Source organism: Hymenobacter jejuensis, assembly GCF_006337165.1.
Taxonomy (GTDB): domain Bacteria; phylum Bacteroidota; class Bacteroidia; order Cytophagales; family Hymenobacteraceae; genus Hymenobacter; species Hymenobacter jejuensis.
In genome coordinates this window covers 3,207,619-3,228,538 of record NZ_CP040896.1, presented here as the reverse complement: position 1 = coordinate 3,228,538, position 20,920 = coordinate 3,207,619, and the positions used below count along the sequence as shown (strand labels likewise).

The window sequence follows — 20,920 nt, the reverse complement described above, 5'->3', positions numbered from 1 at the left end:
AAGAGCTTTATGGCAACAACATTAAAAAATCGCTCTTGGCGCCTATCCGCTGCTGCTTTGCTGCTGAGCTTTTCGGCACAGGCGCAAGCGCCGGAAGCGGCCGCCACACCCGCGGGCATGAGCGGCCAGGAGATGCTGTTCTGGGTTTTGGTAAGCCTGCTGGGAGTGCTTGTGCTGGCGTTGGTGCTCACCGGCATCCTGATTGTGGTGCAGCTACGGCCACAGCTACGCAAGGTGTACGAAATGCCCACCGTGCGTCCCTCCTGGAGCGGCAAGGTTCTCGGCCTGTTTGTGGGCGACCCCGTGCTGCTGCAAGGCCGGGTGCGCGACGAAATCATGAGCGGGCACGACTACGACGGCATCCACGAGTTCGACAACGACCTGCCGCCGTGGTGGAAAATGGGCTTTTACGGCACCATCGCGTTTGCCGCGGTTTATCTGTTTTACTTCCACGTAGCCGATGCCGGCCAACTGAGCCAAGCGGAGTACGAAACCGAGATGAAACAAGCGGCCCTGCTCGTTTCAGTCGGCTCCGACGACCCGAACAAACTGACTGATTTTCAGCCCCTGACGGCTGCCGCCGACATTGGCGCCGGCAAATCCCTCTTCGCCACCAACTGCGCGCCCTGCCACGGAGCCGCGGCCGAAGGCAAAGTTGGCCCCAACCTCACCGACGAATACTGGCTGCACGGCGGCGAAGTAAACCACGTGTACAAGACGGTAAAATTCGGGGTGCAAGGCAAAGGCATGGTGGCCTGGAAAGGAAAGCTTTCCAGCAAGCAGATTTTGCAGGTTTCGTCCTATATCCTGACGCTGCAAGGCTCGAAACCGGCCAACGCCAAAGAGCCCCAGGGCGAAAAAGACCCAACGGCCACCAAAATCGCGATGCGCTAACCCCAGTCCGATGCAGCCCGCGTCGGATTGGGCGTGCCTTAATCATAAATTATTGATAATCAAGTATTTATATAATAAAGCAAAACGATAGCTAGCAGCCGATGGCAAGGCAGAGAGCACAGCACCAATGCGATGACAATGATTACCCAAAACGACGAAACCTTCCGCGATTCCATTTCCACCGTCGACGCGGCGGGCAAGCGCGTGTGGTTGTTTCCGAAGAAGCCCCAGGGCCCGCTGTACAACTACCGCAAGTGGGTGAGCTACGGGCTGCTGACGCTGCTGTTTGCGGGTCCGTGGCTGCGCATCAACGACTTGCCTGTGCTGATGCTCAACATTCCGGCCCGCAAGTTTATCATCTTCGGACAGATCTTCTGGCCCCAGGATTTCTTCATTCTGCTGCTGGCTTCGCTCACGTTTATCGTGTTCGTGATCCTGTTCACGGTGGTGTACGGGCGCGTTTTCTGCGGTTGGGTTTGCCCCCAGACCATCTTCATGGAGATGGTCTTTCGCCGGATCGAGTACTTTTTTGAAGGCGATTCGGCCCAGCAAAAAGCCCTGGCCAAAGCCGACTGGGACTGGAACAAAACGTGGCGCAAAACCGGCAAGCACACGGTGTTCTTGGTCATCTCGTTTCTGATTGCCAATACGTTTCTGGCCTACATCATTGGCAGCGACGCCTTGGTGAAGCTCGTCACCGATTCGCCCGATCAGCACCTCGGCGGACTGGCCAGCCTGGTGCTGTTTACGGGAGTTTTCTACGCCGTTTTTGCCCGTTTCCGCGAGCAGGTGTGCACCATTGCCTGCCCCTACGGCCGCTTGCAGGGCGTGATGCTCGACAAGGAAAGCATTGTGGTGGCCTACGACTACAACCGCGGCGAGCCGCGCGAGAAGCTGCGCAAAAACCAGGAGCGCAAGGCCGGCGACTGCATCGACTGCAAACAATGCGTGCAGGTGTGCCCCACGGGCATCGACATCCGCAACGGCGCCCAGCAGATGGAATGCATCAACTGCACGGCCTGCATCGACGCCTGCAACAACATCATGGACCTGATCAACAAGCCCCACGGCCTGATCCGCTACGACTCAGAAAGCCACATCGCGGCCAACACAAAGTTTCGCGTGACGGGCCGCATCAAGGCGTATTCGGGCGTGCTGGTAATGTTGGTGGGTATTCTGGTGGCGCTGCTGGCCACGCGCTCCAACGTGGAGGCGACGGTGCTGCGCACGCCGGGGCAGCTGTTTCAGAAAACCGATCACGGCACCATCACCAACCTCTACAACATCTCGGTCATCAACAAGACCAACCACCCCTACCCGATTACCCTGAAGCTGCTCGAACCCGCCGGAGGCACCATCGCCCTCGTGGGCACCGACGGGCTGACGCTGCCGGCCCAAGGCATCACGGAAGGCGTGTTTTTCGCGGAACTGCCGGCCAAAGCGCTGCACCTGACCAGCAACAAGATCCGCATCGGCGTCTACAGCCAGGGCAAGTTGATTACGGAGGAGAAAACAAAGTTTCTGGCGCCGGCTCGCTAAGCACGTTTGGCCGCGAACCCCCACTACTGGAAGGCGAGCAAAGCGGAGAAGCCAGAAAGCAAAATCATAACATCATGACTAACAATACGATACAAAAACCTACGCGCACGCTCTGGCCTTACGCCATTATTGCCGTGTTCGTGCTGTTTGGCGGCTACATCGGCTTTCTGGTGCGGCAGACGATGAAAACCAGCGTCGACCTCATCAGCACCGATTATTACCAGCAGGAGCTAGCCTACCAAAAGCGCATGGAATCGGTGGCCCGCACGGCCGCCCTGCCCGCCCCCGTAACGGTGCTCCACGACGCTGCTGCCCGCAAGCTCACCCTACAATTACCCGCCTCGCTGGCTGGGCAGCCCTTGGCCGGTACGGTACACTTTTTCCGCCCTTCGGATCTGAAGCTGGACTTCACCTTGCCGTTGCAAGCCAACGCCGAGCTGCAACAGCAGTTCAGCACGGCCAAGATGCAGCCGGGCTACTGGCGCGTGTGCCTCGATTTCACGGCGGGCAAGCAGGCATATTTTGTAGAAAAACCTTTAGTAATCAAGTAGTTCCATGATCTGGGCGGGCTTTCTGTTTGGCGTACTGGGCAGCTTTCACTGCGTAGGCATGTGCGGCGCCATTGCCCTGGCCCTCCCGGGGCGCGTGGACGCGGCCACGCCGGGGCTGCGCTACGTGGGCGGCCGGCTACTTTATAACCTGGGCCGCGTCACGACTTACAGCGCCTTGGGCGCCGGCGCCGGACTGGTCGGCCAAACCCTGCGCCTGGCCGGGGTGCAGCAAAGCCTGTCCATTGGCTCGGGCTTGCTGATTTTGCTGCTGGTGGTAGTGCCCGAACGCTACACCGGACGCCTAGCCGCCGCACTCGGCTTCGACCGCCTGCTGACCCGCATCAAGAACGCGTTGGCGTACTTTTTTCAGCAGCCTTCTTTGCGCGCTTTGTACATCACGGGGCTTCTCAACGGCCTATTGCCCTGCGGATTAGTGTACCTCGCGCTGGCCGGTTCGCTGAGCGTGCCGGGCGTGGGCGGCTCGGCCGCCTACATGGCGTGCTTCGGCCTGGGCACTTTGCCGCTGATGTTTGGGCTGTCGCTCACGGGCCGTTTGGTGCCGTTGGTGTGGCGCGTGCGGATGCGGCAGGCGGTGCCGTACGTCGCGTCGCTGATGGCTGTGCTTTTCATCCTGCGCGGGTTGGGCCTGGGCATTCCTTACCTGAGCCCGCAACTCAGCTCCTCTACCACACAAATATTTGTCAAACAGCCACTTACCATACACTACTGTCAGTAAAGGGCTGTTGGTTTTCTGCTACCTGACGCCTTTCCCTTGCCTTCCTTTCAGCCCCGATCATGAAAACCATCCTCGTTCCCATCGACCTTACCGCTTCGGCCGAAGCCACGCTGGCTTTTGCCAACAAGTTGGCCGTGCGCTGGCCGGCCGAAATTGTGTTATTGTACTGCCACTTCGGCGCCACGCTGACCGACGCCGACGCCCTGGCACAGGAGCATCGGCTGCGTAGCCTTGCCGAACGCCTTCGCTATCAGCAGCTTACTCGCCAAGATGGGCGCCGGATTCTGTACCGCTACCGCGTGCTGGCCGGTTGCCTGCACGACCACATCCGCGACGAAGCAGCCCAGTGCGCGGCCGACTTGCTGGTAATGGGCCTAGAGCACATCGACTGCGGCCGGGTAGAGACGCCCGGCAACCACGCAGCCTCCATCACGGAGCTCGTGACGTGTCCGGTGCTGGTGGTGCCGCCCGGCCGGCGATCACTGCCCACGCGCATGGTTTTTTCGGCTAATTTTAACACCCTCGACCTGAACACCTTACCGCGGCTTTCGGCCCTGCAAGCGGCCTTCCCGGCGCAACTGGATTTGGTGCAGTTTTACGCACCCGCTGATCGGGGGCTGCGGCTAGTTTTGAAAAAAGCCGCCGAAAAAGCGGCGTCGCAGCTCACGTGGCCCGTGGCCAGCACGCAGCTGCTGGAAGACGACGAGCCCCTGGAAGGCATCAGCGAGTTTTGTGCCCGCACGCAGGCGCAACTACTCATCATTGCGCCGGTCAGCAAAGACCAGCTCCTGCGCTACTTCGACGTGTGCTACACCAAAACGCGCGCCTACCACACCCAAATTCCGGTGCTCGTGCTGCAGCAGACCCCACGCCAGACCACCGTCGCCTGCTGCGAACGCTGCGCCGAGCGCATGGGCCTCTCCGCCGATAACCATTCCGAGACCCGGCCCGCCAATCTGGTCCCGGCGCATTCGTAGCTGAGGCTGGTGCAGAACTTGATACTTAGGGCAGAAAGCAGCGTTTTCTCGGCATAAAGCGACAGTTTCGGAAAGAAGCAATATTCTCTTTACCAATGACATATATCATGTTATGGGCTGGGAATATGCTCTATACTTGTCCTTTCCGGCCTGTGTAGCTCGGGCCGGGCATCCGTACTTTGGTCGACGACCCACGCTTTTCTGCCCTTCGCTATGAATCGAACAGTTCGCCTTCCTTCCGCACCGCTGCCTTTTGTCTGGCTGCCGAAGTCCTCTTCTACCCAACCCGCAACGCGCCCGGTTGCGGCCACCGCGCAGCCGATCGCGGTAGAATGGGCCGCCGCCGAGCCGCTGCCCCTCGACGTAAGCCTGACCTTTCTGGGGGCAGCGCACTGCGTAACGGGCTCAAAATATGTGCTGACGCTGGAGCGCGGCCGCAACCGGCACCAGCTGCTGGTTGATTGCGGGTTGTTTCAGGGCCTGAAAGAATTGCGCATGCGCAACCACGAGCCGCTTCCGCTGGTCGCGGCCGACCTAGAGGCGGTAGTGCTTACCCACGCCCACATCGACCACAGCGGCTACTTGCCCAAGCTGGTAAAAGACGGCTTTCAGGGCCCTATTTTCTGCACCGACGCCACGGCCGACCTGCTCAAGATTTTGCTGCTCGACTCGGCCAAGCTGCAAGAGGAAGAAGCGGCTTTTGCCAACGCCGAAGGCTATTCGAAGCACCATCCCGCGGAGCCGCTTTATACCGTAGCCGACGCCGAGCAGGTGCTCACGCTACTGGAAACTGCGCCCTACAATCAGACATTGCAAGTCGCTGATCAAGTGCAGGTTATCTTTCGGGATGCCGGTCATATTCTGGGGTCTGCCATTGTGGAGATGACCTTACAGGGCGCCCGACAAAGCAAGAAGCTCGTGTTTTCCGGCGACTTGGGCCGCTACAACAACCCCGTGCTGTTCGACCCAACGCCTGTAAATGAGGCTGACGTGCTGCTGGTAGAATCTACGTACGGCGACCGCGATACGCGCATTGAAGACCCGGAAGCAGAGCTGGCCCGACTCATCAACGAAGCCGTAGAGCGGGGCGGCGTGCTGCTTATCGCGGCCTTTGCCGTGGGGCGCACCCAAACCTTGCTCTACTACCTCAAAAAGCTGCGGCAGGAAGGCCGCGTGCCTCAGATACCGGTGTACGTAGACAGCCCGATGGGCATTCGGGTAACTTCGCTGTTTCGTCAGCACCCCACGGCACACCGCTTGGGGCTGAACAACCCGTTCGATTTTTCGGGCTTGCATTTCGTCAGCGACCAGCAGCAGTCTAAAGCACTGAACCGGCTAACGGGTCCGGCCATCATCATTTCGGCCAGCGGCATGTGCACGGGCGGCCGCATCGTGCACCACCTGCACAACCGCCTCCCCCGCCCCCAGGATACGCTGTTGCTGGTGGGTTATCAGGCCGAAGGCACCCGCGGCCGCAGCCTCCAAGACGGCGAAAAGCAAATCAAGATGTTCGGTGAGTGGGTACCGGTGCGTTGTCACGTAACGGAGCTCGACGGCTTTTCGGCCCACGCCGACCGCTCCGAGCTTCTGCGTTGGCTGCGCGGTTTTTCCCAGGCGCCCAAGCGCACGTTTGTAGTGCACGGCGAGCCGCTGGCGGCTGAAAGCCTAGCCCAAGCCTTGCGCCACGACCGGGGTTGGTCGTCGGTGATCGTGCCGGAGTACCTGGAGTCGGATGTGCTGTTCACGGGTATTTAAGCGCCGTCTATGCCCGCCCAACCCATCCCTGCCACGTTTATCAGTGCTTGCTCAGGCCGCGAATTTCCGGTGAGCGAGCAAGTCGATGGCCACACGCTGCGCCCGACCCTACTCACCCTGATTCAGCAGGACCACCCCGATTTTACCCGTGATAACTACTTAGCAATAAGCGAGTTAAACACCTATCGCCGCCAGTACATTCAAAACTATCTGCTGCGGGAGGTCGGGGAACTTTCGGACCTGGAGCAAACCGTGCTCGACCACATCGAGGGCCACAGCACCCTCACCGATAAGCTCGAAGAAGAGGTAGAACCCCTGACCCTAGGCCAACGCTTGGCCGACCGCATTGCCGCGTTTGGGGGTAGCTGGACGTTTATTCTGAGCTTTTTCGGTGTCCTGCTATTTTGGATCGTGCTGAATGCCTGGTGGTTACGCAATGGCGGCTTCGACCCCTATCCGTTTATACTGCTGAACTTGCTGCTTTCCTGCCTCGCGGCTATGCAGGCCCCGGTCATTATGATGAGCCAGAACCGACAGGAGGACAAGGATCGTCAACGGGCCAAAAAAGACTACATGATCAACCTGAAGTCGGAGCTTGAAATCCGGATGCTGCACGAGAAGCTCGATCACCTGATTCTGCACCAGCAGCAGGATCTGCTTGAGATTCAGCGCATTCAGGTGGAAATGATGAACGATATCCTGGCGCGTCTGGAGGCTTCGTCCACGCCCGCTAAGGTCTGACGCTCGGCCATGCGCAGTTCTGTTTTCAGCACTCGCTTTTTCGAACAACCCTACCCGAATCCCTATTATTTCTTCCAGCCGCCCGCGTGCTACACCGAATTGTCCTGCTGGTAACCAGCACCCTGCTTAGCTTACTGCAATGCACTGAGCAGCAACACCCAGCCCTGACTACCCCAGCCCACCCGACCGCCTTGGCGACTACCCCAACGGAAGCGACTGTCAGCCAATTGATTAGGGCGATGCTGGACACTTCCGCCCTCAGCCGCACCGCTCCCGGTGCCCGTCCGGCCTTGCAAGCTGGCTCCTACGTGCACACGTTTTACGGCGCCGAACCGGCTCCCGCCTGGACGGCGGGCACCGACAGCATCACGACCGAGGCAACTGCCGCGCTGACGCTGCTGGCCCAGGCCAAATCCTATGGGTTGCAGCCCGAAAACTATGCGATTCTGCACCTGTCGTCCTTGCGCGACTCCCTGCGCTTTGCGGCTTCGGCGGGTCGCAACGCCCGGCAGGCCCGCTTCGACGTGGCTTTGAGCGACGCCGTGTTGCGCTTCATGCTGGATCTGCACCGGGGCCGGCTGCGGATGTACACCCCATCGCCGCTGGAAAAAGCCACGAAGCGCGTGTTCCAGCCCGCCGATACGTTGCGGGAAGCCCTGGCCGCCCGGCGCGTGGTAGCGGCGGTGTTGGCCTGTCAGCCCCCCACCCACGAGTACCAACGCCTGCAAAAGGCACTGGCGCAGTGGCTACGCGAGCCGGTAGCCCCCGACTCAGCTTACCAGCAACAGTCTCATTATGAACAAGCTGCACTTAACCTGGAACGCTGGCGCTGGGAAGCTTTTGCGGCCCCAGACTATGTGCTGATCAACCTGCCGGCCTACGAGCTGTATGTGGTAAGCGGCGACAGTGTGCTGCGTCGGCACCGCATCATCATTGGCAAGCCCCAGACGCCCTCGCCCACGCTCAGCAGTGCCATCAGCTACTTCACCCTGGCGCCCGACTGGCACGTACCGCGCTCCATTGCCACCAAAGAAATTCTGCCGCGCCTGCAAGCCGATGCGGGCTACTTGGCCCGCAACAACTACGCCCTCTACGATATGCGCGGCCGGCCTCTGGACCCTTACCAGATCAACTGGCGGCAAGTCACCCCGGCCAGCTTTGCCTACACCATCCGCCAATCGGCGGGCTGCGACAACGCCTTGGGTAACATTGTGTTTCGGTTTGCTAATCCCTACTCGGTGTATCTGCACGACACTCCCGTGCGACAGTTATTTGCGCAGCCCGTCCGCGCCCTCAGCCACGGGTGCATTCGGGTGGAGCAGCCTATGCAGCTGGCGGCTTACCTGCTGCAGCGCGAGGGCCGCGCCGTGAACTTGCCCAGCGAAGCCGAATGCGCGCTCCAGCCCCGCCCCCAAGACGTGCGCCTGCGGCAGCCCATGCCGCTGCACATTCGGTATTTCACCTGCGCGGCGGAAGGCGGAAAACTCCGATTTTACAACGACGTCTACCGCCTCGATGCCGGGCTACGCCAAGCCCTTTTTGCCGCTGCGCCTAAGCTGTAGCTGGGCTTTCGGAGCCCGTAGGCAAACCTATGTAATTTCATGATTAACAAAAGGTTATTACATGACATCAATCATTGCTGTGAAAGAAGGGCTGTGGTATTTTTGAACTGTAGCCAACCGAAAAAGCCCCTCTGACCTTTCGGGGCGATGCGCTTTGCCGATTTTACTTAACGCCTTTCAACTATGACCCAGAACCTGGCCCAGACCATGCCCTCGGCCGTGCCCGCCGAAGACAAGCCCGTCCTCTCTTTGATAGTGCTGACCAACTTTATGCCGGCTGCGCACCGGGCCATTCGCTACGCGGCCGAGCTGGCCACCCCCATCGGGGCGCAAGTGGTGCTCCTGCACGTGCGCGAGGTTTCGGAACTCGAAGGCGAACTGCTGCCGCATGACCCCGAACGTGAGGGCGAGCTGCGCATGGCCGTTCAGACGCTGGCCGACGAACTCTACAAGCCCGCCAGCATCGAGCTGGTGCCGGATTTGCAGTTCTCCACGGCGGCGGCCCTTGCCAAGCGCTACGCTCCGGCCCTGTTTGTGCTGGGTCGCACCGAGGAATCTGCTGAGGAAGGCTTGGTGAACACGGCCGTGCTGGAAGTGCTGCGCACCGGGCAGTTCCCGTTGTTGCTGGTGCCGGAAACGTACCACGGTGCCGCTACGCCGAAGCAGGTGCTGGTAGCCGCCGACGGCGAGCCGTTTACGCTGGACAAGCCCAAGGCCGCTTTGCAGCTGCTCAAGGAAATCGAGCCGCGGATGACGGTCGTAACCGTGTCGATGGTGGAAGACGACGAAGTCTGCGCAGCCGCGCTGCACCAAGTGAAGGTCAACGGCCTCGCCGATGCGGCCAGCCACACCACGCTGGAAGTGGTAAAACACGCATTTCCGGTGCACGGCATCCTCAAAGCCGTAACCCAAACGGGAGCCGAAATGGTCGTGCTGCTGGCTCGCCGGCGCAGCTTTCTGGGCGCGATGTTTCACCGCAGCGTGACCAACCGGCTGCTGAGCACTTGCCCCGTACCGATGCTCGTGCTGCCCACCACCGACTCCTGAGCAAACCAGCGCGGCTTTAACCCAATAGCCTGCGGGCCCATGAACCGATACCAGTTCATGGGCCCGCAGGCTATTTATTTGATAATCAATCTATTGCAAATCAACACTTTACAACCTAAAGCACTCTTAAGAATCAATTCTCATTTCTTAAAGGCTTTGTACACTTCAAACCAACCTGTGCTCGCGGCAGCCACAGCCGCGCACACCGCCAGCTGACGCCACGTAAGCGACTGCAAATCAAATAGATGCTGCAGGGCGGGCACCAACAGGCACAGGGCTAGCAGCACCAGCGTGAAACCCACCACAGCAGGCAGCAACGGATTGGTGTAACGCCACGTCGTGCGCAGCGTGAGGGTGCGGGACCGGCTGACGAGCGTCAGTAGGGCGTTGGCCAGTACCAGAGTGGTGAAAACCAACGTGCGGACAAGCACTTCGCTATAGCCCTGATTTTGTGCATAATAGCCCAAACCAATAACGCCTACAGCCACCACAAGGCCCTGCGCCAAGCTCCCACTGAGCTCCTGGAAAGACAAGAATGTGGCATTGACCGGACGCGGGGGCTCTTGCAGCGTGCCGGGTTCCATGGGCTCGTTTTCAAACACTATCGAGCAGGTTGGGCCCATCAATAATTCCAGAAAAATAACGTGCACCGGTCCCAGCAGCACCGGAAACCGCCACGAAAGCACCGACGGCACCAGCACCGCCAAAATCAGCGGGATGTGGATGGCGATGATGTACTGCACGGCTTTGGTGAGGTTGTGGTAGATCTTGCGGCCAAACCCAATGGCCGTGACCATGCCCGTCAGCTCGTCGTCGAGGAGCACCAGCGCCGCGGCCTGGCGGGCCAGCTCGGTGCCGCGGCGGCCCATGGCCACGCCGATATGAGCGGCTTTCAGGGCCGGCGCGTCGTTGACGCCGTCGCCGGTCATGGCGACTACCTCCCCGTTGGTCTTCAGGGCCTCGATCACGCGCAGCTTGGCTTCGGGAAACATGCGGGCAAACAGGTTGACTTCGCCCACGCGGCGCCGGAGCGTAGGCTCGTCCAGATCCATGACGTCGGTGCCGGTGAGCACAGGCTCGGGACGGTGCAGGCCCACCTGTTGGGCAATGGCAGCGGCCGTAACGGCGTTGTCGCCGGTGATCATCTTCACCGCAACTCCCGCCTCGTAAAACTGCCGCAACACCGCCGCCGAGCTGGCTTTGGGCGGATCGCTGAACCCAACCAAGCCTACAAACTGCCAAGCAAAGCCTTCTTGAGTAGATGGATAACTATTTGCTTTACAAGTGCTTACACAAACACCCAATACCCGCAAGCCGGCCACGGCCATGGCCTGGAGCGCAGCCAAAGCGGCAGCCTGTTCTGGCGCCGCAAGCTGACATCGGGCGATAATCCCTTCTGGAGCGCCTTTGGCGGCCACAATCCGGTGGCCAGCGACGTCGGCAAAAACGTGCGTCATCATGGGCGGCTGACCGCCGAGCGGGTATTCGTGCACGAGCTGGTACGCGGGCCGGGCGTCGGGAGTAGCGGTGGCGGCGTAGGCTTGGTGCAGGGCCTGCTCCATCGGGTCGAAGGGCTGGGGCTCGCTGGCCCACATGGCGGCGGCCAGCAGCTCCGTCTGGGCAGGGGTTAGAGGCGCTGAGCTTGCTTCGAAAACCTGTGCGCCCTCCGCACCAGGGCAATACAACTGGCTCAGCGTCATGCGATTCTGCGTGATGGTCCCGGTTTTATCTACCCCGATGACGGTGGCTGAGCCCAGCGTTTCTACAGTTTGCGGCTGCTTGGTCAGAATGCCCTGGCGCATGAGACGCCACGCGCCCAGGGCCATAAACGCCGAAAGCGCCACCGGAATCTCTTCGGGCAGCACGGCCATGGCCAGCGTCAGGCCGTGAAGCAGGCCGTGCACCAAGCTGCCCGATTCCCACCAATTGTAGCCCCACACTACCACAAAAGCCCCGGCTCCCACCAGGGCCATCCGGCGCACGAAGCCAGAAATCTGCCGCTGCAAGGGCGTGGCGGGCGCTTCTACTTCCCGAATAAGCCCTCCAATGCGACCCAGGCGGGTGCGGTCGCCGACGGCCGTGACGCGGGCAACCGCTTCGCCGCGGGTTACGGCCGAGCCTGCAAACACTTGCTGCTTGCCGTCGGCTGTTTTGGCCACCGGCATCGACTCGCCCGTCAGAAACGACTCGTCGGTCAGCAGATCATGGGCTTGCACCAACACACCGTCGGCGGCTACTTGTTCGCCTTCGGCCACCACCAGTATGTCGTTTACCACGATTTCGGAGGCCGCTACCTCCGCCCATTCACCGGCCCGGCGCACGCGGGCGCGGGGCTGCGTGAGGGCCTGCAACGCCTGCAACGCCCGGTCGCTGCGCGCCTCTTGGTACAGCGAAATGCCCGCCACCAAGGCCGTGGCACCCAGCAGCACGTAGGCTTCGGCCCGGCTGCCGATGAGCAGATACAGCCCTGCCGTGAGCACGAGCAGCACAAACATGGGCTCCGCGACGACGTGGCGCAGGCTGGTCAGGAGGCCGTTGCGGCTGGGCTGGGCTAGCGTGTTGGAGCCGAATTTTTGCCGCTGTTGTAGTACTTCCGCCGAAGCCAGGCCGGCGGGCAGCGTATCGGGAAGTCGCTGTGCCATGAGAAACAAGTGAATGTGAACGCCAAAAGCGCGATCAGCACCTGCCTAGGGCTGATTTTTTAGGCGGCTGCAACTGCCGAATGCAGTTGAATGTCGGGCCACGGAAGCTCATCAAACATGATCAAAATCAAGCACTTCCGTGATTATAGTCATTGCGATCGGCATCGTTTGGCTGTATCTTTATAGTGTAGCCGCTTACAGTATGCGGGCGGTGTTCTTTCATCTAAACGGTCCACTGCCATGATTGCTCCCACCTTTTGGTTTTCGCTGTTGCTGCTGACGCTGGCAAGCTTTGGTTGGCACCTTTATCAGTCGGCCCGCGACAATTCTGCTGCGGGGTAAAGCCCACTCTGTTAGGCCCATTCCCATGAACACTCGCTTCCTTCCCGACCTGGTTACCCCGGCGCAGCGCCGGCGGTTTGTGCACCTGTTTGCCGCGCGCGTGGCCGCCGATCGGCTGCTGGGACCTGCATTTGCCGGGGAGCTTTCCGTCGTGGGCCATCGCGTATCGCGCGCCGAATGTGCATGGTGGGAACAAGCGCTAGCCGGCAAATGCTACACAGGACGCCTGACTCCGGAGGCCCACCAGTTGCCCCTCACCGGGCAGCATTTTGCCCAGTGGTGCCACCTGCTGGACGCCACGCTACACCAACACTTTCACGGGCCGCAGGCAACTGAGGCTCGCGGACTGCTGCGCAACTTTGCCACCATGCTGGCGCATTGGCAGTTCGCTCGCCAAAGCCGCCAGCTGGGGTCGCACACGATTCGCCGCGTCACCGAAACGCTGCAGGCTGCTTAGTACCAATTACCTGACGCTTCGATAGTTAGGAGCGTGGATGTTGCTTTGATTTTGGGCGGCGCCCAAATCCTCGCGCGCCGCTTTCTCGACGGTGCCCGTGAGCACGAACTACGTGCCGGGCGTGTGGGGCGAAGGGCCAACAAGCGCCTTCGCTAGTCAATTGATTGATGTACTGATCGTTATTAAAGAAAATCGAGTTGCCGACGCACCTGATCTATGTCAGGTTTTGGTCTGGCAATCGTCATTTTCGCCGTTTGGCGGCTGCGCTACCTTGCAATTGTCAATTGCTTGATATCCTTTCCGTTACACGCAAGCCTTAGCCATGAACCCCTCGTCTGCCACCCTCGCGCCCGAAGAGCGCCTCGCCGACGCCGACATCACAGCGGCCATCGAACTGCTTTTTCGGATGAAAAAAGGCGTTAGCGCGCATTTCATCCACGTGGCCACCGACCGCGGCCTTGTCAAGCTGACCGGCTCGACTACCAGCCTGCTCTCGCGCGAACGGGCCGAGGAGATTGCCAAAGCCGTGCGCGGCGTGCGCGGCGTAATCAACGAGCTGCTGGTGCGCACGCCCGTCGTGCCCGATGCCGACTTGCTGAGCAACGTCGAGAAAGCGCTGGCCCAAGATCCCGCCACAGCCGACTACAACGTACGCTGCTTCGTCCACGACGGCACCGTGCTGACAGAAGGCACCGTGCAATCGTGGGCCGAACAGCAGCTCGTGCTGCAAGTGCTAAAAAGCGTGCATGGCGTGCGCCAGATCAAAAATCATCTTCACATCCGGGGCGGCGAACTTACCAATTCCGACGACGAAATCACGGCCCAGATCCGGGCGTTGCTGGAGTGGGATATTCGGGTAAAAAGCACCCTGGTTACCGTCCGTACCGATCACGGAGTGGTGCATCTGGCGGGCACGGTGGGCACCGCCGTTGAGCGCGACCACGTGATTGCGCTGGCTTACCTGGCCGGCGCTAGCCGCGTTGAGGCCCGCGACCTGTTTGTGGCCTACTGGGCACTGGACAAGGAACTGCGCAACCAGAAATTCGCTCCCAAAGCCGATGAGGACATAGCCCAGGCCATCCGCGACATGTTTGGCTACGACCCGCGGGTGCGGGCCTTCGAGCCCGGCACCCACGTGAGCGTGCACGATGGCGTGGCAACGCTGAGCGGCGTAGTCAGCAGCCTAGCTGCCAAACGCGCCGCCGGCGAAGATGCGGCCAATGTGGTGGGCGTGTTCGACGTGCGTAACCTGCTGCAAGTGCGCGCCTACTACCCGTCGCCCGACGCGGCCATTCAGCGCAACATCAAAGCTGCGCTGGCCCGCGATGCTTTTGTGGGCCACTACGGTTTTACGGTGAACGTCAGCAACGGCAAGGCGCAGCTCTACGGCACCGTGCATTCGCACTCCGATCAGGAGCGGGCCGAAGACGTAGCCGCGGGCGTCAACGGCGTCATTGAGGTAGACAATCACTTGCAGGTATTTGCTGCTGAGCATTTTACACCCGCGGTAGCCGCCATCGGGGAAGGCGACGTGCCGATTCACCTGGAAAACATCGAGCCCGACCACGTGCTGGAAAAGCGCCTACGCAACCACTACTATTGGTCGGCGCGCCTGCACGACCAGGACATCAACCTGCTGATTCGGGACGGGCGCGTGACCCTCACCGGCACCGTCGATTCCTTGCTCGACCGCAAAACCGCGGCGACCGAAGCCTACGCCTGCGGCGCCCGCGACGTGAATAACCACCTGCACCTGCGCGGTGCGGCCTGAGTTTTCGGGCTAGTCTGGCTAAGCCAACGTTTGGCCTACGACACACTGTTATGTATATAAACCTAACTATCAAATAGTTATGCACCATCGCCTTCCGAAGAAGTATCAACGGTTCCCGACCTCTGTTCCCGACAGTGAGGTTTCGGAGCAACACCGGGGCCACCGTAGTCGCTCGCGTACGCATGCCAACCCGAGTTATCATATGCCGCCAGAATACCGCCCGCTCAGCGACACGCTGACGGAAGCGGAAGGGCTGGCCCGCAACCGTTTCGTTACCGGCCGCTACGCCGGCTCTTTCTAAATCTTCATCCCTACCGCGCCATGACGACTCCCGCCATTGTTGTGCTGACCGATTTTTTTGCCGTGTCTAACCGAGCTTTGTCGTACGCGGCAGGGCTGGCCGTGCCGCTTCAGTCGCATCTGGTGCTGCTGCACGTGCGCCACGACGGCTTGCTTTCACCCGAAGAATACGCTGACCGCCACGCGGAGCGCAACGCCCGGCAAACCCAGCAGGCCCTCTACGCGCTGGCCGAAGGCCAACCGGTGCCCACGCAGGTCGAGATTTCCGAGGCGTTTCTGCCCGATGCCGTGGCCGAGGCGGTGCGCCATCACCAGCCCCAGTTGCTTGTGCTAGGTCGCCCCGGCACGGCCACTACGCCCGTGGAGGTAGTGACCAGCGCCGCCCTCGACGTGCTGCGCCATGTGCCTTTCCCGCTGCTGATTGTGCCTACCGTGGGCTGGGACACGTTTCCGCCCCGCCGCCTAGCGCTAGCCGTCGACGGCGACTCGTTCTCCCTGTATGATAACCAACACATTGTGAGCGACTTACTGCAAGCCTTACAGGGCACGCTGGACGTCATTCACGTAGTCGATCAGCACGATCCGGGGGCCGAAGCCTACCACCGGGCCATGCACACGGCCCAGCAAAGCGGGGTGGCCACCGCGCTGACGCCCGAACACGTGCGGATAGTCTACCACCCCAAACCGGCCGAAGGCATTTTGCAAGGTGCCGTCGAAGTGAAGGCTGACTTGCTGGTCGTGGTTGCCCGTCGCCACAGCCTGCTTAGCAGCTTGTTTCACCGCAGCGTTACGGCCCAGCTCATCAGCGAAAGCCCCATTCCGGTGCTGCTTTTGCCCGCACTGGACTGAGTGAGGCCGCGTGCTCGATAGTCGTTGCTTTTGTCTCCTGCTTTCTTAACTCCCGATTATGATGCGCTTTTCGCTGGTGGTGCTCAGCGGCTTTTTTCAGGCCGCGCAACGGGCGGTGCAATATGCCGACTCCCTGGCCAGTGCTTTGGGCGGCCGCCTGGTGCTGCTGCACGTTAAGCGCGCTTCTCTCTTCGACCCGTACGTTTTCGTGGGCGAAACCATGCGACGCGAAGAGCTTGATTATGAGAAAGATACCAGCGCGCTACTGGCGCAACTGGTGGGCAGACTGCGGGCGCCCACCACGGTTGAGCTAACCACCGACCTGCTGCCCGAAGTAGCCTTCGACCTTGCTTCACGGCACCAGCCGGCGTTGTTTGTGCTGGGTCTGCCGGCCACCGAGCGTGCTTCCTCGGAGCTGCTGAGCACAGCCGCCCTCGACTTGCTGCGGTCTGCCCAGCTGCCCATGCTGCTGGTGCCCGTCGCGACGGCCGCATCGGCCTTGCCCCAACGGGTACTGATCGCGGCCGACGGCGACGACTTTGCCTTGAAAGACTGCGCCGCCGTGAGTGAGCTGTTTCGGGCCTTGGCGCCAGAGCTGACCGTTGTGCACGTGTCACCCCTGGACGACGATGAAACCTGCGCTCGCGCCTTGCGGGCCGTGCAGCGCAGCGGCCTGACCGCCGCCGTGCGCTCCGTCGATTTGCGGGGCTACCAACACAAAAGCCCGACCGGCGGCTTGCTGGAAGCCATCGGCGAGCAAGCCGCCGACCTTGTGGTGGTGCTGGCCCGCCCGCACAGCTACCTCGGTGAGTTGTTTCACCGCAGCGTCACGGCCCGGGTTATTGCGCAGAGTCCGGTTCCGGTGCTGGTCCTGCCGGTAAGCGAGCCATCGGCGCCACGGCGCAAACCGCTACACCTGTCGGCCGACGACGGCATGCTTTGGCCGGAAGTGTAGGCGCCGTTTTCCAACTAACCTACCTGCTCTTCTGCCCGTCCTTGTCGCGCCGCCGCGACCGGTAGCGCAAAGTTCCTTTCACCGTTCATTGCTACTGGCTATGCCCGTTTCTGTCGAAGCCCCACCCGTCATCGCTCCCGCCGCTGTTACGGGTCTCAGCGACGCCGAAGCCGCGCGGCGACTCGCCTCCTACGGTCCTAATGCAGTGGAAACCGTGGCCGATGAAAGCTGGCTGCGGGTGCTGGCGCGGCAGTTTCGGAGCCTCATCGTGGCCGTGCTAGGGGGCGCGGCCATTTTTTCATTTGCTTTCCACGACCTAGCGGAGGGCTACGCCATTGTGGGCGTCATTCTGCTCAATGCCCTGATCGGCTTCTGGCTGGAATGGAATGCGCAGGCCTCGATGGCGGCCTTGCGCCGGTTGGGGGTAAGCACGGCCCGCGTGCTGCGCGAAGGCCAGGTACGCGGCATCCCATCGGATCAGGTGACGGTGGGCGACGTGCTGCTGGTAGAAGCCGGCGAGGTAGTAGCCGCCGACGCCGAGCTGTTTGAAGCGCAACAGCTTCAGGTCAACGAATCGGCCCTGACCGGCGAATCCATGCCCGTCAGCAAGCAACTTACCAAGGTGCCTGCCGACGCCCCGCTGGCCGAGCAAGTCAACACCTTGTTTAAAGGAACCGCAGTAGTCAATGGTACTGGCCGAGCCTACGTGACAGGCGTGGGCGGCACCACTCAGCTCGGTACCATCACGCAGATGGTGCAGCAGGCCCGCCACGCGGCGACGCCACTGGAGGCCAAGCTCGACCGCCTGGCCCAGCAGCTGGTGTTCATTACCGTGGGCTTGGCGGCGCTGTTTGTAGTAGCCGGCGTGCTGGAGGGCAAATCGACGTATCTGCTGCTCAAAACCGCAATTGTGCTGGCCGTGGCCGCTATTCCGGAAGGTATGTCCATCGTGGCGACGTTGGCCTTAGCGTACGGCATGCTGCGGCTGGCGCGGCGCAACGTGCTGGTAAAACGCTTGGCAGCCGTTGAAACCCTGGGCGGCACTGACGTTATTTTCACCGACAAAACCGGCACCCTTACACAAAATCAGATGGCTGTGCACACCATCTGGCTGCCGGAAGGCCGGATAGAATTTACGCCCGGCGAAACGGAGATTGAGTTTAATGCCAACCCGTTGCTGCGCAGCGAAGCCTACCAGTACCTGCTGCGCGTGGCCGTGCTCTGCAACAACGCTACCTTCTCGCCGGCCGACGCCGATGCCACCCTAGGCGACCCGTTGGAAGTCGCGCTGCTCTCGCTGGCCCACACCAGCCGCTTCGATGTGCCCGGCACCCAAGCCGCTTCGCGGCGGCTGGCCGAGCAGCCCTTTAACTCCGATACCCGCCTGATGGCTACGCTGCACGCCAGCGCCCACGTGCCGGCCTGGGTGGCCGTGAAAGGCGCGGCCGAAGAAGTGTTGCACCACAGCGCCCAGGTACAGACCGCCGACGGGCCGCAGCCGCTCACGGCAACCGAAACCGCGCTGTGGCTACACCGCGCCGAAGAGCTGGCCCAGAGTGGCTTGCGCACGCTGGCGCTCGCTTACCGCGTGCTCGATTCCGAAGACCAGCCGGACTGGGCGCACGAGTTGGTGTGGCTGGGTTTGGTAGCCTTTCTCGATCCGCCCCGGGCAGAAGTGATTCCGGCATTAGCCGCTTGTCAACATGCTGGTATTAGGGTGATTATGGTTACCGGCGACCACCCCGCCACCGCCCTCACCGTGGCCCGGCAGGTACACCTTTCCGCCGACCCTCACACCACCGTACTCACCGGAGCGGAGCTGCTCAACCTGACGGCGCATCCCAACGGTGCCGGTCGCCGTCAGCTGTTGCAAACCACCGTATTCGCCCGCGTGAGCCCGGCCCAAAAGCTCGATCTGGTTAGCATTTATCAGCAGCAGGGACACATTGTGGCCATGACCGGCGACGGCGTTAATGATGCCCCCGCCCTCAAGAAAGCTGATATCGGTGTGGCCATGGGCTTGCGCGGCACTCAGGTGGCCAGTGAAGCTGCCGCTCTGGTGCTGCGCGACGATTCGTTTGCGTCGATTGTGGCGGCGGTAGAGCAAGGACGCATCATTTTCACCAACATCCGGCGCTTCGTGCTGTATCTGGTTTCCTGCAATTTGAGCGAGCTGCTGGTGGTCACGACGGCTGGGTTGGTTGGTGTGGGCTTGGGGCTGCTGCCCTTGCAGATCCTGTTTCTGAACCTGCTGACCGACGTATTCCCTGCCCTTGCCTTGGGGGTTGGCGAGGGCAGTGGCCGCGTCATGCAGCATCCGCCGCGCTCGCCCCGCTCGCCTGTCATGCGGCCCGGCGACTGGCGGCTGGCCACCGCCTACGCCGCCCTCATGACCCTGGCTTTGCTAACCAGTTATTTCACAGCACATTATCAATACGGGTTATCGACTACGGTTAGCAACAACATACTGTTTTATGGCTTGGCCGCGGCCCAGCTGCTGCACGTTTTCAACATGGCCGGCATCGGTACGCCACTGCGGCACAACGACGTGTTTCGCAACCGCTACGTGTGGCTGGCGCTGGCGCTGTGCACGGGGCTGTTGCTGCTCTCCTACTTCCTGCCGGGCCTGCGCGAGCTGTTGGGTATTCAGCAACTAAACTCCCTGGCGCTAACCCTGATTGTAGCCCCCGCGATTGTCATGCTGGTATTTGGGCAGCTTCTGGGGTGGGCCCTGAGCCGGTGGCAGCGCCGCCCTCGGGTGCCGCATTAGCCGATTTGCTCAGCATCAAATGTTTATTTCACAATAACTTGATTGTCAATAATTTATATACCATGTCATGAAAGCTGCAACGGCATTGGGCTGGATGACGTTCGCCTTGGCGGCTTACGCTTGGTTGGCCCGCCCGCGGTTGGCCCGCTGGGGTGCCACCGCCGAGGAAGTGCAGCTGGCTTACCCCGGCGACGAGCTGTTGCCGTACCCCACCTACTCCACTGTCCGGGCGATTACGGTGGCGGCACCACCCGCCGCCATCATGCCCTGGTTGCGGCAGCTAGGCGTCGATAAAGGCGGATTTTATAGCTACGACTGGCTCGAACGGCTCATTGGCCTGCCGGTGCACAGCGCCGATGTGGTGCTGCCGCAGTTTCAGCAGCCGCAGCCCGGCGATGTGTTGCAGCTGGGCCCGATGGGCGGACCGCGCTTGGCGCGCCAACCCGACGCCGAGCACCTCGTCTTCTTCGGGCGCCTGGTGCCGGGCACCGAAAACTTGTGGTCGTTTCACCTGCGGCCGCTCTCCCGGATGCGCACCCGCTTGGTGGCCGTGTCGCGCTTTCGTTACCCACCCACGCTCCCCAACTTCCTGCTGTGGCGCGGGGCCGTTGAGCCCTTGCACGCACTGATGGAAGCCCGGATGCTGCGCGGCATTCGCGCCCGCGCCGAACATCTGGCACAACAGCAGCGGGCGTTGGCGGCTTGAAAAAGCGGCCAACGCCCGCCCGTTTTGGTATGCGTTTTCGACCCTAATGCTGTGTCAATCATGCATCAAAATCTAAGTTCCTTCGATCGGGTGATCCGCATTCTGCTGGCTACCGTCCTGACCGGCATCATCTCGCGGCAGGACCTGAGCACGCCCATGCTCATGGCCTGGCTTCTCCTGCCGCTCGCCTTGCTGGCGACGGGCGTTGCCGGCTACAGCCCGCTGTATGCCCTGTTGGGCATTAGCACGCACCGCCGTCGGCCACAAAGCTGACCCGTTGCGGCGAGCCAACGCATGTTTTTCTTCCAACCTTATTCATTATTTGG

18 protein-coding genes are annotated in these 20,920 nt (G+C 61.3%); 17 read left to right on the top strand and 1 reads right to left on the bottom strand.

What is annotated here, in order from left to right; translation table 11 throughout:
• Positions 1-9: 9 nt before the first annotated feature.
• The 9 genes from FHG12_RS13460 (at position 10) to FHG12_RS13420 (ending at position 9,802) form a co-directional block, all read left to right on the top strand.
• A complete protein-coding gene (locus FHG12_RS13460) occupies positions 10-894 on the top strand; it encodes a cbb3-type cytochrome c oxidase N-terminal domain-containing protein (RefSeq protein WP_139516222.1) in 885 nt (294 codons plus the stop codon).
• A 132-nt stretch (positions 895-1,026) separates the two neighbouring features.
• Positions 1,027-2,433: a cytochrome c oxidase accessory protein CcoG gene (ccoG, locus tag FHG12_RS13455; protein ID WP_394348418.1), complete on the top strand. Its 1,407-nt coding sequence runs from the start codon at positions 1,027-1,029 to the stop codon at positions 2,431-2,433.
• Between the two features lie 74 nt (positions 2,434-2,507).
• Positions 2,508-2,984: a FixH family protein gene (locus tag FHG12_RS13450; protein WP_139516221.1), complete on the top strand. Its 477-nt coding sequence runs from the start codon at positions 2,508-2,510 to the stop codon at positions 2,982-2,984.
• Positions 2,985-2,988: 4 nt separating this feature from the next.
• Positions 2,989-3,720, top strand: a complete 732-nt coding sequence (locus tag FHG12_RS13445; protein WP_139516220.1) for a sulfite exporter TauE/SafE family protein — start codon at positions 2,989-2,991, stop codon at positions 3,718-3,720.
• A 59-nt stretch (positions 3,721-3,779) separates the two neighbouring features.
• Entirely contained in the window at positions 3,780-4,697 is a 918-nt protein-coding gene (locus tag FHG12_RS13440) for a universal stress protein (protein ID WP_139516219.1), read from the top strand.
• Between the two features lie 213 nt (positions 4,698-4,910).
• Positions 4,911-6,452: an MBL fold metallo-hydrolase RNA specificity domain-containing protein gene (locus FHG12_RS13435; protein WP_139516218.1), complete on the top strand. Its 1,542-nt coding sequence runs from the start codon at positions 4,911-4,913 to the stop codon at positions 6,450-6,452.
• A gap of 9 nt (positions 6,453-6,461) precedes the next feature.
• On the top strand, positions 6,462-7,193 hold the full coding sequence (locus FHG12_RS13430) for a DUF1003 domain-containing protein (RefSeq protein WP_139516217.1): 732 nt from the start codon (positions 6,462-6,464) through the stop codon (positions 7,191-7,193).
• Between the two features lie 86 nt (positions 7,194-7,279).
• Entirely contained in the window at positions 7,280-8,755 is a 1,476-nt protein-coding gene (locus FHG12_RS13425; protein ID WP_139516216.1) for a L,D-transpeptidase scaffold domain-containing protein, read from the top strand.
• Positions 8,756-8,938: 183 nt separating this feature from the next.
• On the top strand, positions 8,939-9,802 hold the full coding sequence (locus FHG12_RS13420) for a universal stress protein (protein WP_139516215.1): 864 nt from the start codon (positions 8,939-8,941) through the stop codon (positions 9,800-9,802).
• A gap of 140 nt (positions 9,803-9,942) precedes the next feature.
• Here FHG12_RS13420 and FHG12_RS13415 read toward each other — a convergent pair whose 3' ends face one another.
• On the bottom strand, positions 9,943-12,444 hold the full coding sequence (locus tag FHG12_RS13415) for a cation-translocating P-type ATPase (RefSeq protein WP_139516214.1): 2,502 nt from the start codon (positions 12,442-12,444) through the stop codon (positions 9,943-9,945).
• A 367-nt stretch (positions 12,445-12,811) separates the two neighbouring features.
• On the opposite strand from FHG12_RS13415, the gene FHG12_RS13410 reads away from it, so the two are divergent.
• The 8 genes from FHG12_RS13410 to FHG12_RS13375 all read left to right on the top strand — a co-directional run bounded on the left by FHG12_RS13410 (position 12,812) and on the right by FHG12_RS13375 (position 20,867).
• Positions 12,812-13,243, top strand: coding sequence for a globin family protein (locus FHG12_RS13410; RefSeq protein WP_139516213.1), 432 nt, complete (start codon positions 12,812-12,814; stop codon positions 13,241-13,243).
• Between the two features lie 322 nt (positions 13,244-13,565).
• The gene (locus tag FHG12_RS13405; RefSeq protein ID WP_139516212.1) at positions 13,566-15,014 is read left to right on the top strand and encodes a BON domain-containing protein; all 1,449 of its coding nucleotides are present in this window, start codon (positions 13,566-13,568) and stop codon (positions 15,012-15,014) included.
• Between the two features lie 79 nt (positions 15,015-15,093).
• Complete coding sequence (locus FHG12_RS13400; protein WP_139516211.1) at positions 15,094-15,315, top strand: hypothetical protein; 222 nt, start codon at positions 15,094-15,096, stop codon at positions 15,313-15,315.
• Between the two features lie 20 nt (positions 15,316-15,335).
• A complete protein-coding gene (locus FHG12_RS13395) occupies positions 15,336-16,163 on the top strand; it encodes a universal stress protein (RefSeq protein WP_139516210.1) in 828 nt (275 codons plus the stop codon).
• A gap of 58 nt (positions 16,164-16,221) precedes the next feature.
• Positions 16,222-17,118: a universal stress protein gene (locus tag FHG12_RS13390; protein ID WP_139516209.1), complete on the top strand. Its 897-nt coding sequence runs from the start codon at positions 16,222-16,224 to the stop codon at positions 17,116-17,118.
• 100 nt (positions 17,119-17,218) lie between these two features.
• On the top strand, positions 17,219-19,888 hold the full coding sequence (locus FHG12_RS13385; protein WP_139516208.1) for a cation-translocating P-type ATPase: 2,670 nt from the start codon (positions 17,219-17,221) through the stop codon (positions 19,886-19,888).
• Positions 19,889-19,955: 67 nt separating this feature from the next.
• The gene (locus tag FHG12_RS13380) at positions 19,956-20,594 is read left to right on the top strand and encodes an SRPBCC family protein (RefSeq protein ID WP_139516207.1); all 639 of its coding nucleotides are present in this window, start codon (positions 19,956-19,958) and stop codon (positions 20,592-20,594) included.
• A gap of 60 nt (positions 20,595-20,654) precedes the next feature.
• Positions 20,655-20,867, top strand: a complete 213-nt coding sequence (locus FHG12_RS13375) for a YgaP family membrane protein (RefSeq protein WP_139516206.1) — start codon at positions 20,655-20,657, stop codon at positions 20,865-20,867.
• Positions 20,868-20,920: the final 53 nt, after the last annotated feature.